Source organism: Haloferax sp. Atlit-4N (assembly GCF_003383025.1).
GTDB lineage: Archaea > Halobacteriota > Halobacteria > Halobacteriales > Haloferacaceae > Haloferax > Haloferax gibbonsii.
In genome coordinates this window covers 1011724-1028144 of the sequence record NZ_PSYY01000002.1, presented here as the reverse complement: position 1 = coordinate 1028144, position 16421 = coordinate 1011724, and the positions used below count along the sequence as shown (strand labels likewise).

The 16421-nt window shown below is 68.8% G+C and carries 17 protein-coding genes; 9 read left to right on the top strand and 8 right to left on the bottom strand.

Features of this window, described 5'->3' with window-relative positions; all coding sequences use genetic code 11:
• Positions 1-16 precede the first annotated feature (16 nt).
• The 3 genes from C5C07_RS14250 to yciH all read left to right on the top strand — a co-directional run bounded on the left by C5C07_RS14250 (position 17) and on the right by yciH (position 2836).
• The gene (locus tag C5C07_RS14250; RefSeq protein ID WP_115805331.1) at positions 17-1291 is read left to right on the top strand and encodes a hypothetical protein; all 1275 of its coding nucleotides are present in this window, start codon (positions 17-19) and stop codon (positions 1289-1291) included.
• Positions 1292-1438: 147 nt separating this feature from the next.
• Positions 1439-2476 (top strand): hypothetical protein, encoded by a 1038-nt coding sequence (locus C5C07_RS14245; RefSeq protein ID WP_004976317.1) that lies wholly within the window; start codon positions 1439-1441, stop codon positions 2474-2476.
• Positions 2477-2542: 66 nt separating this feature from the next.
• Positions 2543-2836, top strand: a complete 294-nt coding sequence (gene yciH / locus C5C07_RS14240) for a stress response translation initiation inhibitor YciH (protein WP_004976316.1) — start codon at positions 2543-2545, stop codon at positions 2834-2836.
• Between the two features lie 124 nt (positions 2837-2960).
• On the opposite strand, the gene C5C07_RS14235 is transcribed toward yciH, so the two are convergent.
• The 8 genes from C5C07_RS14235 to C5C07_RS14200 form a co-directional block, all read right to left on the bottom strand.
• Entirely contained in the window at positions 2961-3311 is a 351-nt protein-coding gene (locus C5C07_RS14235; protein WP_004976315.1) for a rhodanese-like domain-containing protein, read from the bottom strand.
• Positions 3312-3875 (bottom strand): NUDIX hydrolase, encoded by a 564-nt coding sequence (locus C5C07_RS14230; RefSeq protein WP_004976314.1) that lies wholly within the window; start codon positions 3873-3875, stop codon positions 3312-3314.
• Entirely contained in the window at positions 3872-4387 is a 516-nt protein-coding gene (locus C5C07_RS14225) for a DUF5809 family protein (RefSeq protein ID WP_115805330.1), read from the bottom strand. Before C5C07_RS14225 ends, C5C07_RS14230 begins: the two co-directional genes overlap by 4 nt.
• A gap of 24 nt (positions 4388-4411) precedes the next feature.
• Positions 4412-4900, bottom strand: coding sequence for a DUF5810 domain-containing protein (locus C5C07_RS14220; RefSeq protein WP_115805329.1), 489 nt, complete (start codon positions 4898-4900; stop codon positions 4412-4414).
• Between the two features lie 231 nt (positions 4901-5131).
• Positions 5132-5479, bottom strand: a complete 348-nt coding sequence (locus C5C07_RS14215; protein ID WP_004976310.1) for a HalOD1 output domain-containing protein — start codon at positions 5477-5479, stop codon at positions 5132-5134.
• Between the two features lie 161 nt (positions 5480-5640).
• Positions 5641-8853 carry a bacterio-opsin activator domain-containing protein gene (locus C5C07_RS14210; protein ID WP_115805477.1) on the bottom strand — a complete coding sequence of 1071 codons (3213 nt, stop codon included), beginning with the start codon at positions 8851-8853 and terminating at the stop codon, positions 5641-5643.
• Positions 8854-8935: 82 nt separating this feature from the next.
• The gene (gene rimI / locus C5C07_RS14205) at positions 8936-9424 is read right to left on the bottom strand and encodes a ribosomal protein S18-alanine N-acetyltransferase (RefSeq protein WP_004976308.1); all 489 of its coding nucleotides are present in this window, start codon (positions 9422-9424) and stop codon (positions 8936-8938) included.
• Between the two features lie 196 nt (positions 9425-9620).
• Positions 9621-11585: an aconitate hydratase gene (locus C5C07_RS14200; protein ID WP_004976307.1), complete on the bottom strand. Its 1965-nt coding sequence runs from the start codon at positions 11583-11585 to the stop codon at positions 9621-9623.
• A 304-nt stretch (positions 11586-11889) separates the two neighbouring features.
• Between C5C07_RS14200 and C5C07_RS14195 the strand changes: the two genes are divergently transcribed.
• The 6 genes from C5C07_RS14195 to C5C07_RS21745 all read left to right on the top strand — a co-directional run bounded on the left by C5C07_RS14195 (position 11890) and on the right by C5C07_RS21745 (position 16396).
• Positions 11890-12363, top strand: coding sequence for a deoxyuridine 5'-triphosphate nucleotidohydrolase (locus tag C5C07_RS14195; protein ID WP_004976305.1), 474 nt, complete (start codon positions 11890-11892; stop codon positions 12361-12363).
• A gap of 401 nt (positions 12364-12764) precedes the next feature.
• On the top strand, positions 12765-14003 hold the full coding sequence (gene pan2 / locus C5C07_RS14190) for a proteasome-activating nucleotidase Pan2 (protein ID WP_050459305.1): 1239 nt from the start codon (positions 12765-12767) through the stop codon (positions 14001-14003).
• A gap of 108 nt (positions 14004-14111) precedes the next feature.
• Entirely contained in the window at positions 14112-14585 is a 474-nt protein-coding gene (locus C5C07_RS14185) for a pyruvoyl-dependent arginine decarboxylase (protein ID WP_004976302.1), read from the top strand.
• Positions 14586-14677: 92 nt separating this feature from the next.
• On the top strand, positions 14678-15526 hold the full coding sequence (locus tag C5C07_RS14180; RefSeq protein ID WP_115805476.1) for a sensor histidine kinase KdpD: 849 nt from the start codon (positions 14678-14680) through the stop codon (positions 15524-15526).
• Positions 15527-15685: 159 nt separating this feature from the next.
• Positions 15686-16069: a DUF5811 family protein gene (locus C5C07_RS14175; RefSeq protein WP_004976300.1), complete on the top strand. Its 384-nt coding sequence runs from the start codon at positions 15686-15688 to the stop codon at positions 16067-16069.
• A 165-nt stretch (positions 16070-16234) separates the two neighbouring features.
• A complete protein-coding gene (locus tag C5C07_RS21745) occupies positions 16235-16396 on the top strand; it encodes a hypothetical protein (protein ID WP_004976299.1) in 162 nt (53 codons plus the stop codon).
• Positions 16397-16421: the final 25 nt, after the last annotated feature.

The window sequence follows — 16421 nt, the reverse complement described above, 5'->3', positions numbered from 1 at the left end:
CTCGCACGAACGGTCAATGGCGACACGAGACGCTGTCTTCGCAGTCCTGTGTGCCGCCCTCTGCGTGCTCGCCGTGGTCGCGCCGACCGCGGCCGCACAGGAGGGCACCGCGAGCGGGCCGGGCGTCGAACCGCTCGTCCAACAGGGCGTCGAACCGGACAGCACGCGAATCGTCGTCGAGGTCTCCGAGAGCGGCGACGCCCGCTGGGAGATTCAGTACTGGACCCGGCTCGACGACGAGAACACGACCGATGCCTTCCAGTCGCTCCGAGACGACGTGCGGGCCAACCCGGACGACTACACCTCGGCGTTCGCGGAGCGCATCGCCTCGACCGTCGGGGCCGCCGAGAACGCCACCGGCCGGGAGATGGCCGCCACGAACGTCTCGGTCTCGGCGGAGACGCGGTCGCTCCCCGATAGCTTCGGCGTCGTCTCGTACTCCTTCGAGTGGTCCAACTTCGCGGCGGTCGACGGCGACCGCCTCGTCGTCGGCGACGCCATCGAGGGCTTCTTCCTCGACAGTAGCTCCCGGCTCATCCTCTCGTGGCCCGACGAGTACGACGCGACGACCGTCGAACCAGCGGGCGACGAGACGCGAGAACACACGGTCATCTGGCGCGGCTCCCAGACCGAGTTCGTCTCGGGCGAGCCGAACGTCGTCCTCGAACGCGGCGCGGGCGGTCCGGGAACGACGGCGACGGCGACCCCGACCGACTCGGAGACGCCCGCCCCGGGCGACGACCCGTTCCCGACGACCACCGCGCTCATCGCGCTCGCTCTCGTCGTCCTCGTCGGGGCCGGCGCGCTCTATCTCCGCTCGCGGGGCGCGTTCGGCGGCGGCGACGGCGACAGCGGCGGCGCAAACGCGGCCGGCGCGGCTGGCAGCACGGACGCCGGCGCGTCCACCGACTCGGCCACCGCGAGCGCGGGCGAAGCCGACTCGGCGGCGGCCGACGACGCAGCGACCGCAGCGGCGAGCGCCGGAGCCGGTGCAGACGAAGCCGACGACGACTCCGCCGCGGGCGACGAGGACGGCGAGCCGAGTCCGCCGCCGGAACTCCTGAGCAACGAAGAGCGGGTCCTCCGACTCATCGAGTCCCGCGGCGGCCGCATCAAGCAACAGGAGGTCGCCGGCGCGCTCGACTGGACCGACGCCAAGACGAGCAAGGTCGTCCGCGGAATGCGCGACGAGGGAACCATCGAGGGCTTCCGCCTCGGCCGCGAGAACGTCCTCCGTCTGCCAGAAGACGACGCGGACGACGAGGACGGCGGCGGCTCGAAAGGGGAATAAATACCTTACGACCGTTTAGGTCGGTGGTCGGTCCCTAATCGGAAGACGGCGGCGACCCGTACGCGGCGCTCAAACTGCCGTTGACTGGAGTTGATTCGGGGGCACGACCGCACGTTTATATCGGAACGGGGTTCCAAAACGAGAGTGATGAGTCGACGAACCGCTGCGCTCGCCGTCGTCGCCGCCGTGTTGCTGGCGACGGTTGGCGCACCGCTCGCTCTCGCCGCCCCGGCCGGACCGATGGGAATAACGGCCACCGATGGCTCGGCCGCCGCTCCCGTCGCACAGACGACCGCGAACGACAGCGCGACCAACGACACGGCGGCCAACGATAGCGCCGCGTCGTCGGAGACGCTCCCCGGTCAGCGCCTGTCCGCCGTCATCGGCGTGCAGGGCTCCGAGACCGACGGGGAACTCGAACGCCGTACCTTCGAAGCGCGCTTCGCGAACGCGAACTCGAACGCCTCGAAGGCCGCGGTCGTCGCCACGCAGGTCGTGACGGTGCGCGAGCGCCTCACCGAACTCGAACAGCGCAGGGACCGCCTCGAAGCCCAGCGCGAAAACGGCACCCTCTCGGAGGGCCAGTACCGCGCGCGGCTGACCCAGACGGTCGCCGACATCGAGCGCACCCGGAGCATGCTGAACCAGACGGCCGACGCCGCCTCGACGGTCCCCGCCGAGGAGCTCTCGGCGCGCGGCGTCGAGACGGCCGAACTCGATAGGCTCCGCACGAACGCGAGCGAACTCACCGGCCCCGAAGTCGCCGAAATCGCCCGCGAAATCGCGGGGAACCCCGGGAAGGGAATCGGCCGCGACCGCGCCGAAAACGAGTCGGAAACCGGCCGCAACGGGCGGTCTGACGAAGCGGGACGGAGCGATGCCCCGGGAAACTCGCGTTCTGAGGCGAGCGGCCGCGCCGATGACGTTCGTGAAGACGCCGGAAACGCGACCGACGCGACCGGCGTGACCGACGACGCGTCCGAGGGTTCGTCCGGCGACGGCGACCGCGGCAACGCCCCGGAGACGCCGCCCGGAAACGACAAGCGGGCGAAGGACGCCGACGGGAGCGCCCCCGCGGTGACCACCGACGACGGGCAGTCCGACGACGACGGCACGACCACGACCGACGACGCGACGGCGGACGACGAATCGGAAACGTCGTCCACGGACGACTCGGGCGCTTGAAGCCGGGGACGGCGACCCCGCCTCCCGATACTGTTTAATATCCCCATCCTGTAGGTCCACACTGTAATGTCGGAAGTCTGCTCGACGTGCGGGCTCCCTGAAGAGCTCTGCGTCTGCGAGGACGTGGCGAAAGAGTCTCAGGAGATAGTCATCCGCATCGACGAGCGCCGCTACGGAAAAGAGGTTACAGTCATCGAGGGATTCGACCCGAAGGACGTCGACATGGACAGCCTGTCGTCGGACCTGAAGTCGAAATTCGCTTGCGGTGGAACCGTGGAAGACGATTCCATCGAGCTCCAAGGCAACCACCGCGGCCGCGTGGAGGACTTCCTCCGCGAAAAGGGGTTCAACGTCGCGTGACCGACCTCTGAGTTAGCCCGCCGTCGAGATTTTTCGAAGCAACTCAGCGCACACGAGCCGTTAGTCCGTCGGTCGTCCGACCGCTCGTGTCCGCGGCCGCGTCACGCTTCAGCGACGCCGCCGCTCAGCGGCGTCCGTCGTCGCGTCCGCCCTCGTCGGTGCCCTCTTCGAGCGGGCCGTCCCACGCGTCGAGTCCGCCGGCCATGCTCTCGATACGGGCGTTTTCGGTCCCCTCGTAGGCCGAAAGCAGGCGGACGGCCTGCACGCTCGCCTCGCCCCGCGGACAGACGGTGACGATGCGCTCTGCGCCCGCGACGCGGTCGAGGTGCGAGACGAGGTCGGAAAGCGGGACGTTGATGCTCCCCGGCACGTGCCCGAGCGCGAACTCGGCCTCGGTGCTCACGTCGACGACGAGCGGCGGGTCCTCGCCGTCGAGGAGTTCCTCGACCGCCGCGGGGGAGATTTCGTCGACCATCTACAGCAGGCCCTCGTCGCGGGCGAGGAGGACGCCCTCGACGGTCGCGTCGTTCGTCGGCGGTTCGGTCGCCCGCTCGATGGCCTCCTCGACCGGTACGGCGCGGACCGAGAGGAACTCGTTGTCGTCGAGGTCGCGTTCGACCGGCGTGAGCCCCTCGGCGAAGACGAAGCCGCGGCGGTGCCGGAGGACGCCGGTCGAACACCACACGTCGCCGACGACCGACGCGGAGTCGGCGGCGAAGCCGGTCTCCTCGCGGAGTTCGCGCAGTCCGGCGTCGGTGAACGACTCTCCCTTCTCGACGACGCCCGCGGGGAGTTCGAGCTGGGTCTGGCGGATGTTCGGCCGGTACTGCTCGACGAAGACGACGTGGTCGTCCGCGACGGCGACGACGACCACCGCGGTCGCCAGTTCGGCCCAGTAGTAGCGCTTCGTGGTCCCGTTGGGCTGTTCGACGAGGTCGTAGCCGCCGGTGAACCAGCCGGTCTCGTACTCGGTTTCGGATTCCAGCACGCGCCACTCGGGGTCGGGCAGGCGCTCGTGACGGCGGCCGTCGTCGGTCATCGGCCCGCTCCGGTCGCGTCGTCGGTTTCGTCGTCGTCGGTCTCGGCGGCGTCATCGTCGGCCGCGGCCGCCTCGTCGGTCTCGGCTTCCTCCCCGAGGAGCGCGTCGCGGTAGACGCGGCCGAAGGCGTTGCGTCGGAGCGTACTGACGGCGGCGTCCTCCTCGTTCTGGAACGTCGTCGCCAGCACCGTCTCGGCGAACGGAACCACGTGCCACGCGACGCGGTCCACGTCGGGGTTGCCGAGTTCGACGACCTCGTAGCGCTCGTGGGCCGCGCGCCAGTCGTCGAACTCGTCGCGCGTGCCGACGGAGACCGAAAGCGACTCGGCGAACAGCGCGTTGCGGACGGTCTCGATTACGTCGCCGGTCACGCGCTCTCGGTACTCCTCGCGGTCGAAGTCCATCGCCTTGGCCGTCTCGCGGACGACCACCTGTGCGGTCGGTCCGACGCGGTCGAAGGCGGCCTCGGCCTCGTCGAGTGACGCCGGAGCAATCGTCCCGTGGGTTTCCATCGCCAGTCGATTCGGGACCCGGACTTACGACTCTTTCCTGTCCACGTCGTCGTCGGCACTGTTGGCGTCACCGGCGTCGTCACGCCCCGCGTGCTCGTCGTCGCCGGTTCCCTCGCCGTCTTCTCCCTCCTCGTACATCTCGCGGGTGAGCGACTGCGCCTCCTCGAAGATGCGCGCCGCGTCGCCAGACAGCGACTGCGACCCACCGGAGCCGCCGAACTGCTGCGGCTGTCGGTCGGGGATGTCGTGGCCGTGATTGTGGTCGTGACCGTGACCTCGGCCTCCCGTGCGGTCGACCGTGTCCTCGAACACCTCGTCGAACTCCCGTTCCTCGGCGAGGTCGGAGACGAGCGGGCCGAGCGAGTCGGCGTTCAGGTCGCTCCACTCGGGGACGTGTTCGTCCAGCCACGTCTCGTGGTCGTCGCCGTGGACGATGGCCTGCAACGCGAGGTGGTTCGCGAGGTGCGTCTCGTCGCGCTGCGGCGCGTCGCAGACCGGACAGGCGTATCCCATGCCCTCCGGTAGCGGCTCTGTGTACCAAAACCCGTCGCACTCTCGCGTCGTGCTCTGTCGCGTTGCGTCGCGCCGCGTCGGCGTCGTCGGTCGTCGAAGGAAATGTGGCCGCGTCGCCCGCGCGGTGGTGGGTGGGTCGCGGGCGACGGTCGGCTCTCGCGGCACCGAACGAGGTGCCGCGTCGTGTGGTGGTGGGTGGTGGTGATACCGATTCGTTCGTGTGTCGATGCGTCAGGCGGACTTGACGATGACCGTTCCGTCGGCCCAGACGGTCACGTCGCAGGCAGCGTACCGGAACCCGATTCGACCGCGCGACGGGACGACCGACCCGCGGGTGCCGCCGTCCGTCGCCGGTGCCCGCGCCAGCGGAGCGAACAGTTGGCAGAGCGCGTCGGGGTCGATAGTCTCGGACAGCGGCGGGAGGTCGACGGCGTCCACGTCTCGCAACTGGGCGGCCGCGGTGACGACGGTCACCGCGAGGGTGTCTCGTCCGCTCCAGTCGTGTCGGGCGACGACCTCGTCGGTCGTCCCCGTATTCCATCCCACATCGTTGCCCGGTAACACGCGAGTTTCGTCCATGGTTCGGTTCGCGTCGGCGCCTCGCCGACATCCGAGCCGACGACGTTCGTGAATATATCGGTCGCTGCTATCCAACTAGTGGTGGCGCGCGCGCCACCTCTAGGTACCTAGAACCGTAACTGAAAATCAGCTGGTATCGCTGGTTCTCATGTGGTATGTTATCATTCGAAGACGCGCCCGACCAGTTTTCGCTCGGCCGCGCGCAGGTGGTACTGGTAGGTCGGCGCGCTGATGTCGAACGTCTCGGCGAGCGTCTCGGCGGTGCTGCGGCGCGGCCACTCGTAGAATCCGGAGAGGTGGGCCGCCCGAATCGACTCGTACTGCCGGCTCGTCCACGCCTCGCGCATCTCGGCGGCGAACGTCTGCGGCGACTCGGTGCCGTCGTCCGCGGTCCGCCGCGACAGCAGACTCGTCCCCGGGTAGTTCGAGTCGAGCGCGTCGACGAACGACCGGACCCGGATTCGCTCCGGCACCTCGGCGGTGAGCGTGGTCTGGGTCGGCGTCGCGTCGAGCGCGCGCAGGGTCGCCTCCGAGGCGTACAGCGTCTCGAACAGCGACTCCCGCGGGAGGCGGAGTTCGAACAGGGACCCCGAGTCGTCGGTCGAGACGTGGCGCACGCGCGTCGCGATGTCCCGCCCGGCGGCGACGACCTCCTCGGGTTCCGCGTCGCTGGTGACGAACGCGATAACGGAGCCGTCGGAGTTCGGGATGACGCCGCCGAGGCTCACCGCGCGGCCGACGCGCCGGGCGAGCCGCGACAGCGACAGCCGGTCGCCGCCGAGCTGTACCTGCACGTCCGTCCGGCGCTCGGTCAGCATGGCGTCGGCGCGCCCGGTGGCCGCGAGGGCGTAGCCGACCGTCTCGCCCAGGTCGGTGAGCAGGCCGTCGTCGTCGGCGAAGGCGTCCGGGTCGGTGGCGTGGACGACGAACAGCGCCTCCACCCGGTCGTCGGCGACCGCGGGGATGACCGCGATAGCGCGGAACCCGTAGCTGAGGGCGTCGCCTCGGTGGTCGGCCCACGCGGGGTCGTCGAGCACGTCCGCTACCACCTGTATCTCCCGGGTCTCCACGGCGGCTTCGAGCAGGGGAAACAGCGGCTCAGCGGACGCCACCTCTCCGAGCCGGTCGGCGTAGGCGGTGTCAGCGCCGTGGACCGCGTCGCTCGTCGGCCGGTACGTCTCGTCTACGTCCCTGGCCTCTGCGTGCCAGACGATGGCGTAGTCGTCGGCGTCGACGAGGTGCTTGGCCACGGCCGAAAGCGCCTCGCCGCGGGTCGGCGCGCGGATGAGCGACTGGTTGATGTTCCGGATGGTCGCGTTGATTCGGTCGAGTCGGGTGAGCGCCTCGTTCTGGGCCTCGAGCCGCCGGTCGCGCTCGCGTAGCTCCGCCTCGGCGTCGATTCGGTCGAGCAGTTCCTCGACGGTCGCAGAAAGCAGGTTCACGAGCTCCACGTCGACCTCGTCTGGCGCGACGGTGCCGGGGTGGCCGGTGACGAGGACGCCGTGACGACCGAGCGGCGCGGCGATGACGCGCTCGACGCCGTCGACGACGCCCCCGTCGGGCGCGAGTTCGACCACCCGGACCTCGCCGGAGACGAACGCGTCCCAGACCCCGCCGCGGTCGAGGCCGCCCCCGACCGGCTTGTCGCCGAGGCCGGTTCCGGCCGCGCCGACCCGGACGAGGCTCGTGTCCGCCTCGTCGAAGACGAACAGCTCGGTCCGGGCGTCGCCGAGCACCTCGTCGCAGGCGTCGACGGCGGCCCGGAGGACCGCCTGCCGGTCGGTCGCGCCCATCATCTCTCGGGTCCGGTCGTGGAGCGTCGCGAGCAGGCGCTCGTAGCGGTGTCGCTTCGTCACGTCGCGGAGGACGCCGACCGAGCCGACCTCCTCCCCGCCGACGACCAGCGGCGTCCGGTGGTCCTCGACTCTGACGACCCCCTCGTCGGGCGTCCGCAGGTCCAACTCCACGATTCCCTGCGAGGTCGACGCGAACGCCTCGTCGCTGCCGTCGGTCGCGCTCGCGTTCTCGGTGAGCAACGCCGTCGACGACCCGATGACGCGGTCGCGGTCGAGTCCGGTGAGGCGCTCGAACGCGGGGTTGACCGCCGCGAACCGCCCCTCGTCGTCCAGCGCGTACACCGCGTCGGCGACGGCCGCGAGCATCCGCCCGTACTGCTCGGCTTCGACCTCGTGTTCCAACTGCTCCGTGATGTCGGTGAAGTAGACGGACAGCCCCGTCTCTGAGGGGTACGCCCGAACCGCGTACCACGTTTCGAGGCGGTCGTAGTACTGTTCGAAGGTCGCCGGCTCCTGTCGCTCCATCGCGCGCTCGAACTCCTCGCGGAAGACGGCCGACTCGGGCACCGAGTCCCAGATTCGCGTCCCCAACACCGCCTCGGCCGACATCCCGAGGCCGTGTTCGGCCGTCGAGTTGACGTAGGTGACGCGCCAGTCCGCGTCGAACCCCATCACCGCCTCGTCCATCCGCTCTAAGACCTCCGAGAGGGCGCTTTTCAGCTCGTGCCGTTCGGTCGCCGCGCCGACGACGGCGGCGATGTTCTCCAAGAAGAGCACGTCGTCGTCGGAGAACTGCCCGCTGGCGACGCCGTGGACGGCGATGACTCCCCACCGGATGTCGTCGCCGCCGATGGCCGCGCTCATTCCGCTTTTCGGTCCCGACGGGCCCGCGTCGCTCGCGTGCTCGAAGCGCTCGTCGTCGTCGAAGTCGTCGACGAGCGTCGAACGCCCGGACCGGTACGTCTCGACCGCCTGCGTCCCCCCGGCCGCGGCGAGTCCGTGGTCCCGATTCGCCGACCAGCCCGCGGCGGCGGCGACGCGGAACGCGCCGTCGTCGAGGCCCTCGAAAATCGTGACCGAACTGGCGTCGAGCACGTCGCGGACGCGACTCGCGGCGTGGTCGAGCGTCGAGTCGAGGTCGACGGCGGTCAGCGCCCGCGTTCCGATTTCGGAGACGACGCGCTGCTGTTCGATTCGGTCCCGGTGGCTCCGAGCGAGGGTGCACTCGCCGAGCGCCCGCTCGACGCGGAAGGCGAGCCACGACATCGTCTCGGGGTCGTCGTCGCGGACGACGTAGTCCGTCGCGCCGGCTTCGACCGCGCGGGTCGCGGTCTCCTGGTCGGCGGCCGCGACGACGACCGGGACGTCGATACCCTGGGCGTAGATGTCGCGGACGAACGTCCCCTCGTCGCCGGCCGCCGTGGGGGCGGCCAGGACGATACAGGAGATGGCCGCCGAGGCGGAAACGAGTTCCGCGCGCGCCGCGGCGGGGGTGCGGACGTGCCGGACGGTCGTCGCTCCGTCGAGCGACGACAGCGACGAGTCGAGGGACGCCGCGAACTCGCCGTCGTCACTCAGACAGAGCACGGTGGGGGACGGTAACACAACCCGTGTACGCGGCTCGTCGTGATAAGCGCTCCTTCGGCCGCGAGCGGTCCTGTCAGGCGCGCTGCCACTCCGCCACGTCGAGGACCATGATGTACGCGTCCTCGCCGTCGCCGTAGTAGCCCGGCACCCGGCGGGCGGGCTCGAAGCCGAGGCTCCGGTAGAGGCCGATGGCCGGCTCGTTCGAGACGCGGACTTCGAGCTTCACGACCGTCGCGCCCGCGATGGCCATCGCCGTCAGCGACTGGACGAGCAGCCGCCGACCGAGGCCGTTCCCGCGGGCCTCCGGGCGGACCGCGAGGTCCTTCACGTGGCCGATGTCGTTGCCGTGGTTCGGCATCACGTCGGCGACGACGTAGCCGAGCACCTCGTCTCCGCGGGCGGCGACGAGGAACGCCGGCTCGTCGACGAACATCTCGAACGCGGAGTACGGCCACGGCTCGGAGAAACACGTCCGCTCGATGCGGAGCACGTCGAGGAGGTCCGCCCGGTCGACCCGCCTGACGACCAAGTCGCCGGCGAGCGCGTCGTCGAACGCCGTCACGCCCGGCGCTACGTGGTTGGCACGCAAAAGCCCGACGGCACGGGTGCGGACGGTCGGCACGGGTGTGGACGGTCGTCGGACGGACGCGGAACCGACGTCGAGACAGACGCGCACGGGAGCGGGCGGTGCACTACTTCCGGCCGCGCGGTGGCCGCCGCTCGCCGGGCGAAAAAGTGAGAAGGTGTGTTGGTCGCGTTCAGTCGTCCGCGGGGGCAGCGCCGCCCTCGGCCTGCTGCTTCGTGAGGGGGAGCTTGCCGCCGGCGGTGAGGATACGACGCTCACGCTCGGAGGCGTGCAGGTTCGCCGTCGCTTCCCAGTCGTCGTTCACGCGGATGGTGAACTCTTCCTGGCCGGATTCGACGGCTTCGGCAACGTCGTCGACGATTTCGACGTCGTCGCCCTGTTCGATCTTCGCGTAGGTCTCCTCGTCGATGGCGAGGGGGACGATACCGAAGTTGAACAGGTTCGCCTTGTGGATGCGGGCGAACGACTGCGCGAGGACGGCCTCGATGCCGAGGTACATCGGACACATCGCGGCGTGTTCGCGGGAGGAACCCTGACCGTAGTTCTCGCCCGCGACGAGGACGCCGGTGCCGGCATCCTTGGCGCGCTGGGCGAACGTCTCGTCGACGCGCGAGAGCGTGAAGTCCGAGAGGCGCTCGATGTTCGAGCGGAACTTGAGGATGTCGGACGTCGCCGGGATGATGTGGTCGGTCGTGATGTTGTCCTCCATCTTCAGGAGGGTCTCACCCGAGATGTTGGAGCCGAGGGGGTCCTGCAGGGGAACCTCGCCGATGTTCGGGCCCTTGATGAGCTCGTCGTCGATGGCGTCTTCGGCGTAGATGAGGTCCGTCTTCGAGCCGTCGTACTTGTCGGGGAGCTCGATGCCGGGGGCGTCGAGACCGAGTTCGTCGGCGAGGTCGCGCGGGTCGACGATTTCGCCCTTGAGCGCCGCGGCGGCGGCGACCTGCGGCGAACAGAGGTAGACGTTGTCGTCTTCGATGCCCGAGCGGCCCTCGAAGTTGCGGTTGAAGGTGCGCAGCGAGACGGAGTCGGAGGCGGGGACGTGGCCGATACCGATACACGGTCCACAGGTCGCCTCGGAGACGTTGACGCCGGCCGCCATCATCTCTGCCGTCCAGCCCTGACGGGCGAGCATCTCGCCGGCCTGCTTCGAACCGGGCGCGACGATCATCTCGAGGTGCTTTGCGACTTCCTGGTCCTTGACCATCTTCGCGGCCGGGAGGACGTCCTCGTAGCCGCCGTTGGTACAGGAACCGACGAGGACCTGCTCGACCTTCTCGCCGGCGACTTCGCGGACCGGAACCACGTTGTCGGGCATCGACGGGCAGGCGATGAGCGGTTCGAGGTCGCCGAGGTCGATGACGATTTCGTCGGCGTATTCGGCGTCGTCGTCGGCCGTCAGCTCGACGTACTCGTCGCCGCGACCCTGGCGCTCGAGGTAGTCCTTGGTCTTCTCGTCGGTCTCGAAGAGCGACGAGGTGGCACCGAGTTCGGTTCCCATGTTGGTGATGGTGGTTCGCTCGGGCACGGTGAGCGATTCAGCACCGGGGCCGGTGTACTCGAACACCTTGCCGACGCCGCCCTTGACGGTCTCGCGGCGGAGCATCTCGAGGATGACGTCCTTCGCGGAGGACCACTCGGGGAGTTCGCCTTCGAGGCGGACGTTCACGACTTCCGGCATCTCGACGTAGTACGCGCCGCCGCCCATGGCGACAGCGATGTCGAGGCCGCCGGCACCGATGGCGAGCTGGCCGAGGCCGCCGGGCGTCGGCGTGTGGGAGTCCGAGCCGAGGAGCGTCTTGCCGGGCGCGGCGAAGTTCTCCTTGTGGACGTTGTGGCAGATACCGTTACCGGGGCGGGAGAAGTGGGCACCATATGTCCCGGCCGCGGAACGGAGGAAGCGGTGGTCGTCCGTGTTCTTGAAGTCGAACTGGTAGGTCTGGTGGTCGCAGTACTGGGCGGCGAGTTCGGTCTGGGCCTCGTCGAGGTCGAGCGCCTCGAACTGGAGCCACACCATCGTCCCAGTCGTGTCCTGCATCAGGACTTGGTCGATTTCGATTCCGATCTCCTCTCCGGGGGTGAGGTCACCCTCGACGAGGTGGTCCGAGAGAATCTTTTCCGTGAGCGTCTGTCCCATAACACCCGAACGTCGATGGTCCTCGGATATAAATCCCGCGTACTTCCCTATCTTCGAACGTGAACGATAGCGCCGTCTCGGGGTTTCTAGCGTCTAAGGGCCATTAAACTCCTTGTTGGTTCTCCCATGTGACTTGTCACCGCGGGGGTCGTCACCGCCCCAGATGGAGGGCGATTCGGGCTCTCACATCCCCCCGAAACCGGGGTGTTTGGACCCCGTCACGACCTCGGAATCGACACCGTCCTCGGGCCGCCGACCGACCGAGGTTCGGCACAGTTTTGCGCCCCCTGGACGGGGTTCGGATATGCACCGCGCTGGCTCGTTCGTCGCACAGCACATCTCGCCGGTTACGGCCGAACAGGTCCAACCGAACGGCGTCGACCTGACGCTCGAAGCGGTCCTCGAACAGGTCGAACCGGGCCGCCTCGGCCGCGAAGGGAAGACCATCGGCGAGCGTCGGCCCCTCGAGTTCGCCGACCCGGACGCCGAGACGTACCGACTCGACCCCGGCGGCTACGTCCTCCAGTACGCCGAGACGGTCCACATCCCGGAAGACCACGTCGGCTTCATCTACCCGCGGTCGTCGCTCATGCGGAACTCCTGTATGCTGAACACGGCCGTCTGGGACGCCGGCTACGAGGGGAAAGGCGAGGGGCTCTTGCAGGTCCACCACCCGGTCGAACTCGAACGCGGCGCGCGCGTGGCTCAAATCGTCCTCGCGGACGCGAACCACGACGGGACCTACGACGGTAGCTATCAGGGCGAGCGGACCCGCTGACGGCTTCCGGTCGATGGCGCTCCGGAGGCATCGCTCGGCGGATCGTACCGGATGAATACCGACATCCCGATTTACGGGACGTTCTCGGCGATTACGAATTCGTTTCAAGTCGATGGGCGTCGTATTTGTCCTCGCGGAGGACATGTCGGGCCGAAACGAGGGGCGACCTGTACACACCGAACCTCCGCAACTTCCTCCTTTCACACCTTCTTCAGTGCGCGTGTTCCTGTTGGGCCCGTTTCGCTTCGCGCGAGTCGCAGACACCGCCCGCGGGCCTTCGATTCGCCCGGAAAGCGAGCGGCCACGGGGGCGCTGTCACCTAAAACCGCTTCGAGCGGCGCACTCGTGTTCTCTGACCCAAAGGCACATTTACGCGCATGCCTAAGTGTGGCCAATCACTGATGTCACGGAGTCCATCTCTCCCGGAACGTCCTCATCTCGATCTGGACCCCGAGATGTCGGATGCAGAGCGCCTCTCTGCACTCCGCCAGCACTTCGAACGCATGGTCGACGTCAACCGCGAACTCGACCAGCGGCTCCAGAACGCCGACGACCGTCACGCCGAACTGGTCGACGAGGTCGACCAGATGAAGGCGCGAAACGAGGCCCTGAAGACGGCCTCGTACTACATCGCCACGGTCGAAGAACTGACCGACGACGGCGTCATCATCAAGCAGCACGGCAACAACCAGGAGGTCCTGACCGAGTTCGCACCGAGCCTGAACATCGACGACATCGAACCCGGCGACCGCGTCGCCATCAACGATTCGTTCGCCGTCCAGACCGTCCTCGACGACGAGACGGACGCGCGGGCGCAGGCGATGGAGGTCGTCGAGTCGCCGACGGTCACCTACGACGACATCGGCGGCATCGACGAGCAGGTCCGCGAGGTCCGCGAGGCGGTCGAACAGCCCCTCGAGAACCCCGAGATGTTCGAGGAAGTCGGCATCGACCCGCCCGCGGGCGTGCTCCTGTACGGCCCGCCGGGAACGGGGAAGACGATGCTCGCGAAGGCCGTCGCCAACGAGACCAACGCCTCGTTCATCAAGATGGCCGGCTCCGAACTCGTCCAGAAGTTCATCGGCGAGGGCGCGCGGCTCGTCCGCGACCTGTTCAAGCTCGCCGCCGAGCGCGAACCGGTGGTCATCTTCATCGACGAAATCGACGCCGTCGCCTCGAAGCGCACGGACTCGAAGACCTCCGGCGACGCCGAGGTTCAGCGCACGATGATGCAACTGCTCTCGGAGATGGACGGCTTCGACGACCGCGGCGACATCCGCATCATCGCGGCGACTAACCGCTTCGACATGCTCGACGAGGCCATTCTCCGGCCGGGGCGGTTCGACCGCCTCATCGAGGTGCCCAAGCCCGCCGTCGAGGGCCGCCGCCGCATCCTCGACATCCACACCCGCGACATGAACGTCGCCGACGACGTGGACCTCGACGCGCTCGCCGAGGAACTCGACGACTACTCCGGCGCGGACATCGCGTCGCTCACGACCGAGGCCGGGATGTTCGCCATCCGCGACGGCCGGACCGAGGTGACGGGCGCGGACTTCGACGCCGCCCACGAGAAGCTCTCGAACGTCGAGGAGTCCGGCACCGGCCCCATCTCGGGCTTCACGGACTACCAGTACTGAACCCGGCCGGGAACCGGCGTCGCGGCGGTCGTCGACGCCCCCGCCTCGCCCCGGCTTTCGAGCGCCACTATTCGTAACCCCCTTTTCCGCCGCCGCGAGAGTTCGGACATGAACACGATTCGCGTCGTCCGCGGGGTCGGCACCGCCCCCACCGAGATGGCGTCGTACGACGCCGCCCTCGCCGCCGCTAACGTCCACAACTACAACCTCGTCGCCGTCTCCTCGGTCGTACCCGCCGACGCGACCGTCGAGGCGGTCGACGTGGCCCCCGACCTCGGCCCGGCGGGCAACCGACTGACCGTGGTGCAGGCCCGCGAGACCACCTCGACGCCCGGCGAGACGGTCGTCGCCGGCCTCGGCTGGGCGACCGGCTCCGGACCCGGCCTGTTCTACGAGGCGTCCGGCACCGACGAAGCGAGCGTTCGCGCGGCCGTCCTCGACGGGCTCGAAGCGGGCCGGAACCTCCGCGAGTGGTCGTTCGACGACGAGGAAGTCGCGCTCACGACCGGGACCCACGAGGGCGACGGCTACACCACCGCCGTCACGGTCGCGGCCTACGGGCAGAGCGAATCCATCTTCTGACGGTCCCCGCGCTGACCGACGGACTCATCAGCTTTTGTGAGAACCCTTCCGGCATGAGTGGTGACGCGCCGTTCGACCTGTCTCCCGGGCGAGTGGCGCTTATCTACGCCGCCTTCGGCTTCCTCTGGGTCGCGACGAGCGACAGTCTCGTAGAGGGACTCCCGAACCACGAACTCATCCAGACGGCGAAGGGATGGCTGTTCGTCGGCCTCTCGGCGCTGTTGGTGTACGCCCTCGTCAACCGGAGCCAGTCCAAACTGAACCGGACCTCCGAGCAACTGGAGTCGACGCTCGCACACACGAGCGTCCTCCATCGAATCCTCAGACACGACATCAGAAACGCCTGCACCGCCATCCTCGGCTACGCCGAACTCGTCGAGTCGAAAGGCGACGCGGGTTCGAACATCGACCCGGTCGAGGCGATTCAGGTGCGCGCGAACCGGCTGGTCGAAGTGAGCGACGAGGTCGCGCTCCTCCGCACCGTCGAACTCGCGGAGGGGAACGAGGTCGACGTCGACCTCTCCTGTGCGGTCGCGGACGCCGTCGAGGACCTCGAAATGGAGTATCCGGAGGTGCAGGTCTCGGTCGCCTCGCCGGAGTCGCTCGTCGTGCGGGCGCATCCGGCGCTCCCGCGGAGTCTCGCGGAGTTACTCGACAACGCCGTCGTCCACGCCGACTGCGACGAACCGGAGGTGCACGTCGGCGTCTGGCAACTCGGCGAAGTCGCCGGGGTGACCGTCACCGACAACGGCCCCGGTATCCCCGATGCCGAGCGCGACGCCCTCCTTTCCGGCTCGGAGACGCCGCTTTCGCACACGAGCGGGGTCGGCCTCTGGCTGGTTCGCGCCATCGTCGACGCGTCCGGCGGCTCCCTCGACATCTCGAAGCCGAAGGCCCACGGGACCGTGGTCACCGTGTCGCTCCCGCGGACGGCGTCGTGACCGCGCCGCGACCGAGCCGAGACCGAGCCGCGACGGTCTCGTCCGCGCCGCGACGGCCTCGCCCGCGTCGCAACCGCGTCGTCACCCGGTTTCGATTCGCTCGCCACATCACCGCCGACGACGGCTTTTTACACGTCCTTCCCGTATCGCAGACGACTGATGAACGGGAACAACCCATATGCGGGCGCTCCCGGCGTGGCTGGGGCCGGCCAGCCGTCGGCCAACCGAGAACTGACCGTCGAGCAGATGGACGCACTCCGGCGGGCCGTCGCCGGCATCGTCTCGCGCACCGAGTCGTATCTCCCCGAGGGGTTCGCCGTCGGCTCGGAGCTCTCGACGGGGTCGAACGGACCGCTGGCGACCGTGGCCGTCCACCCGCCCGTCGGCCACCCCGTCAGCGCCGGCTTCTCGCCGGACGCCGACGAACTCGACGCCGGACTCACCGACGAGGACCGAAACGAGGTCGCCCGCGGACTCGCCGCGACCGCGGCGTTCCAGGTGATGAGCGCCGTCGGCGACGACCTCACGCCCGCCGCGCGGTAACCCCGAACGACCCCCGCCGCCGTCGGGGTCCGAGTGGCGACTGACGCGCGGTCGCCGACCGATTCACTCCGCGACTCCTTTCACGGCCTGTCGCTTCGCTTCCGAGCGCTCTCGTCCTCTCAGAACGAGAACAATACACTTCACGGAGGCGGTCGAAAGGGAGGTATGGCTTCGCTCCTCGGATACGCGGACGAGATCGGCCCGACGACGCTCATCATCGTCGGATTCCTCCTGTTTGTCTTCCCGGAACCGGCGACCTCCGCGCTCGGCGCGGGGCTGATGCTGTTCGGCGCGGCGTACTGGTTCTGGGAGTGGAACCGCCCCTGAGTGCAAAACGAGTGCGTGAACTCGC

Excerpts from the sequence above, each read along its gene's own strand:
- C5C07_RS14200 (WP_004976307.1), bottom strand. The coding sequence starts at position 11,585 with ATGGGACAGACGCTCACGGAAAAGATTCTCTCGGACCACCTCGTCGAG.
- C5C07_RS14195 (WP_004976305.1), top strand. The coding sequence starts at position 11,890 with ATGCACCGCGCTGGCTCGTTCGTCGCACAGCACATCTCGCCGGTTACG.
- C5C07_RS14225 (WP_115805330.1), bottom strand. The coding sequence starts at position 4,387 with ATGGAAACCCACGGGACGATTGCTCCGGCGTCACTCGACGAGGCCGAG.
- C5C07_RS14250 (WP_115805331.1), top strand. The coding sequence starts at position 17 with ATGGCGACACGAGACGCTGTCTTCGCAGTCCTGTGTGCCGCCCTCTGC.
- C5C07_RS14175 (WP_004976300.1), top strand. The coding sequence starts at position 15,686 with ATGAACGGGAACAACCCATATGCGGGCGCTCCCGGCGTGGCTGGGGCC.
- pan2 (WP_050459305.1), top strand. The coding sequence starts at position 12,765 with ATGTCACGGAGTCCATCTCTCCCGGAACGTCCTCATCTCGATCTGGAC.
- C5C07_RS14220 (WP_115805329.1), bottom strand. The coding sequence starts at position 4,900 with ATGGGATACGCCTGTCCGGTCTGCGACGCGCCGCAGCGCGACGAGACG.
- C5C07_RS14245 (WP_004976317.1), top strand. The coding sequence starts at position 1,439 with ATGAGTCGACGAACCGCTGCGCTCGCCGTCGTCGCCGCCGTGTTGCTG.
- C5C07_RS21745 (WP_004976299.1), top strand. The coding sequence starts at position 16,235 with ATGGCTTCGCTCCTCGGATACGCGGACGAGATCGGCCCGACGACGCTC.
- C5C07_RS14215 (WP_004976310.1), bottom strand. The coding sequence starts at position 5,479 with ATGGACGAAACTCGCGTGTTACCGGGCAACGATGTGGGATGGAATACG.
- C5C07_RS14235 (WP_004976315.1), bottom strand. The coding sequence starts at position 3,311 with ATGGTCGACGAAATCTCCCCCGCGGCGGTCGAGGAACTCCTCGACGGC.
- C5C07_RS14230 (WP_004976314.1), bottom strand. The coding sequence starts at position 3,875 with ATGACCGACGACGGCCGCCGTCACGAGCGCCTGCCCGACCCCGAGTGG.
- yciH (WP_004976316.1), top strand. The coding sequence starts at position 2,543 with ATGTCGGAAGTCTGCTCGACGTGCGGGCTCCCTGAAGAGCTCTGCGTC.
- C5C07_RS14185 (WP_004976302.1), top strand. The coding sequence starts at position 14,112 with ATGAACACGATTCGCGTCGTCCGCGGGGTCGGCACCGCCCCCACCGAG.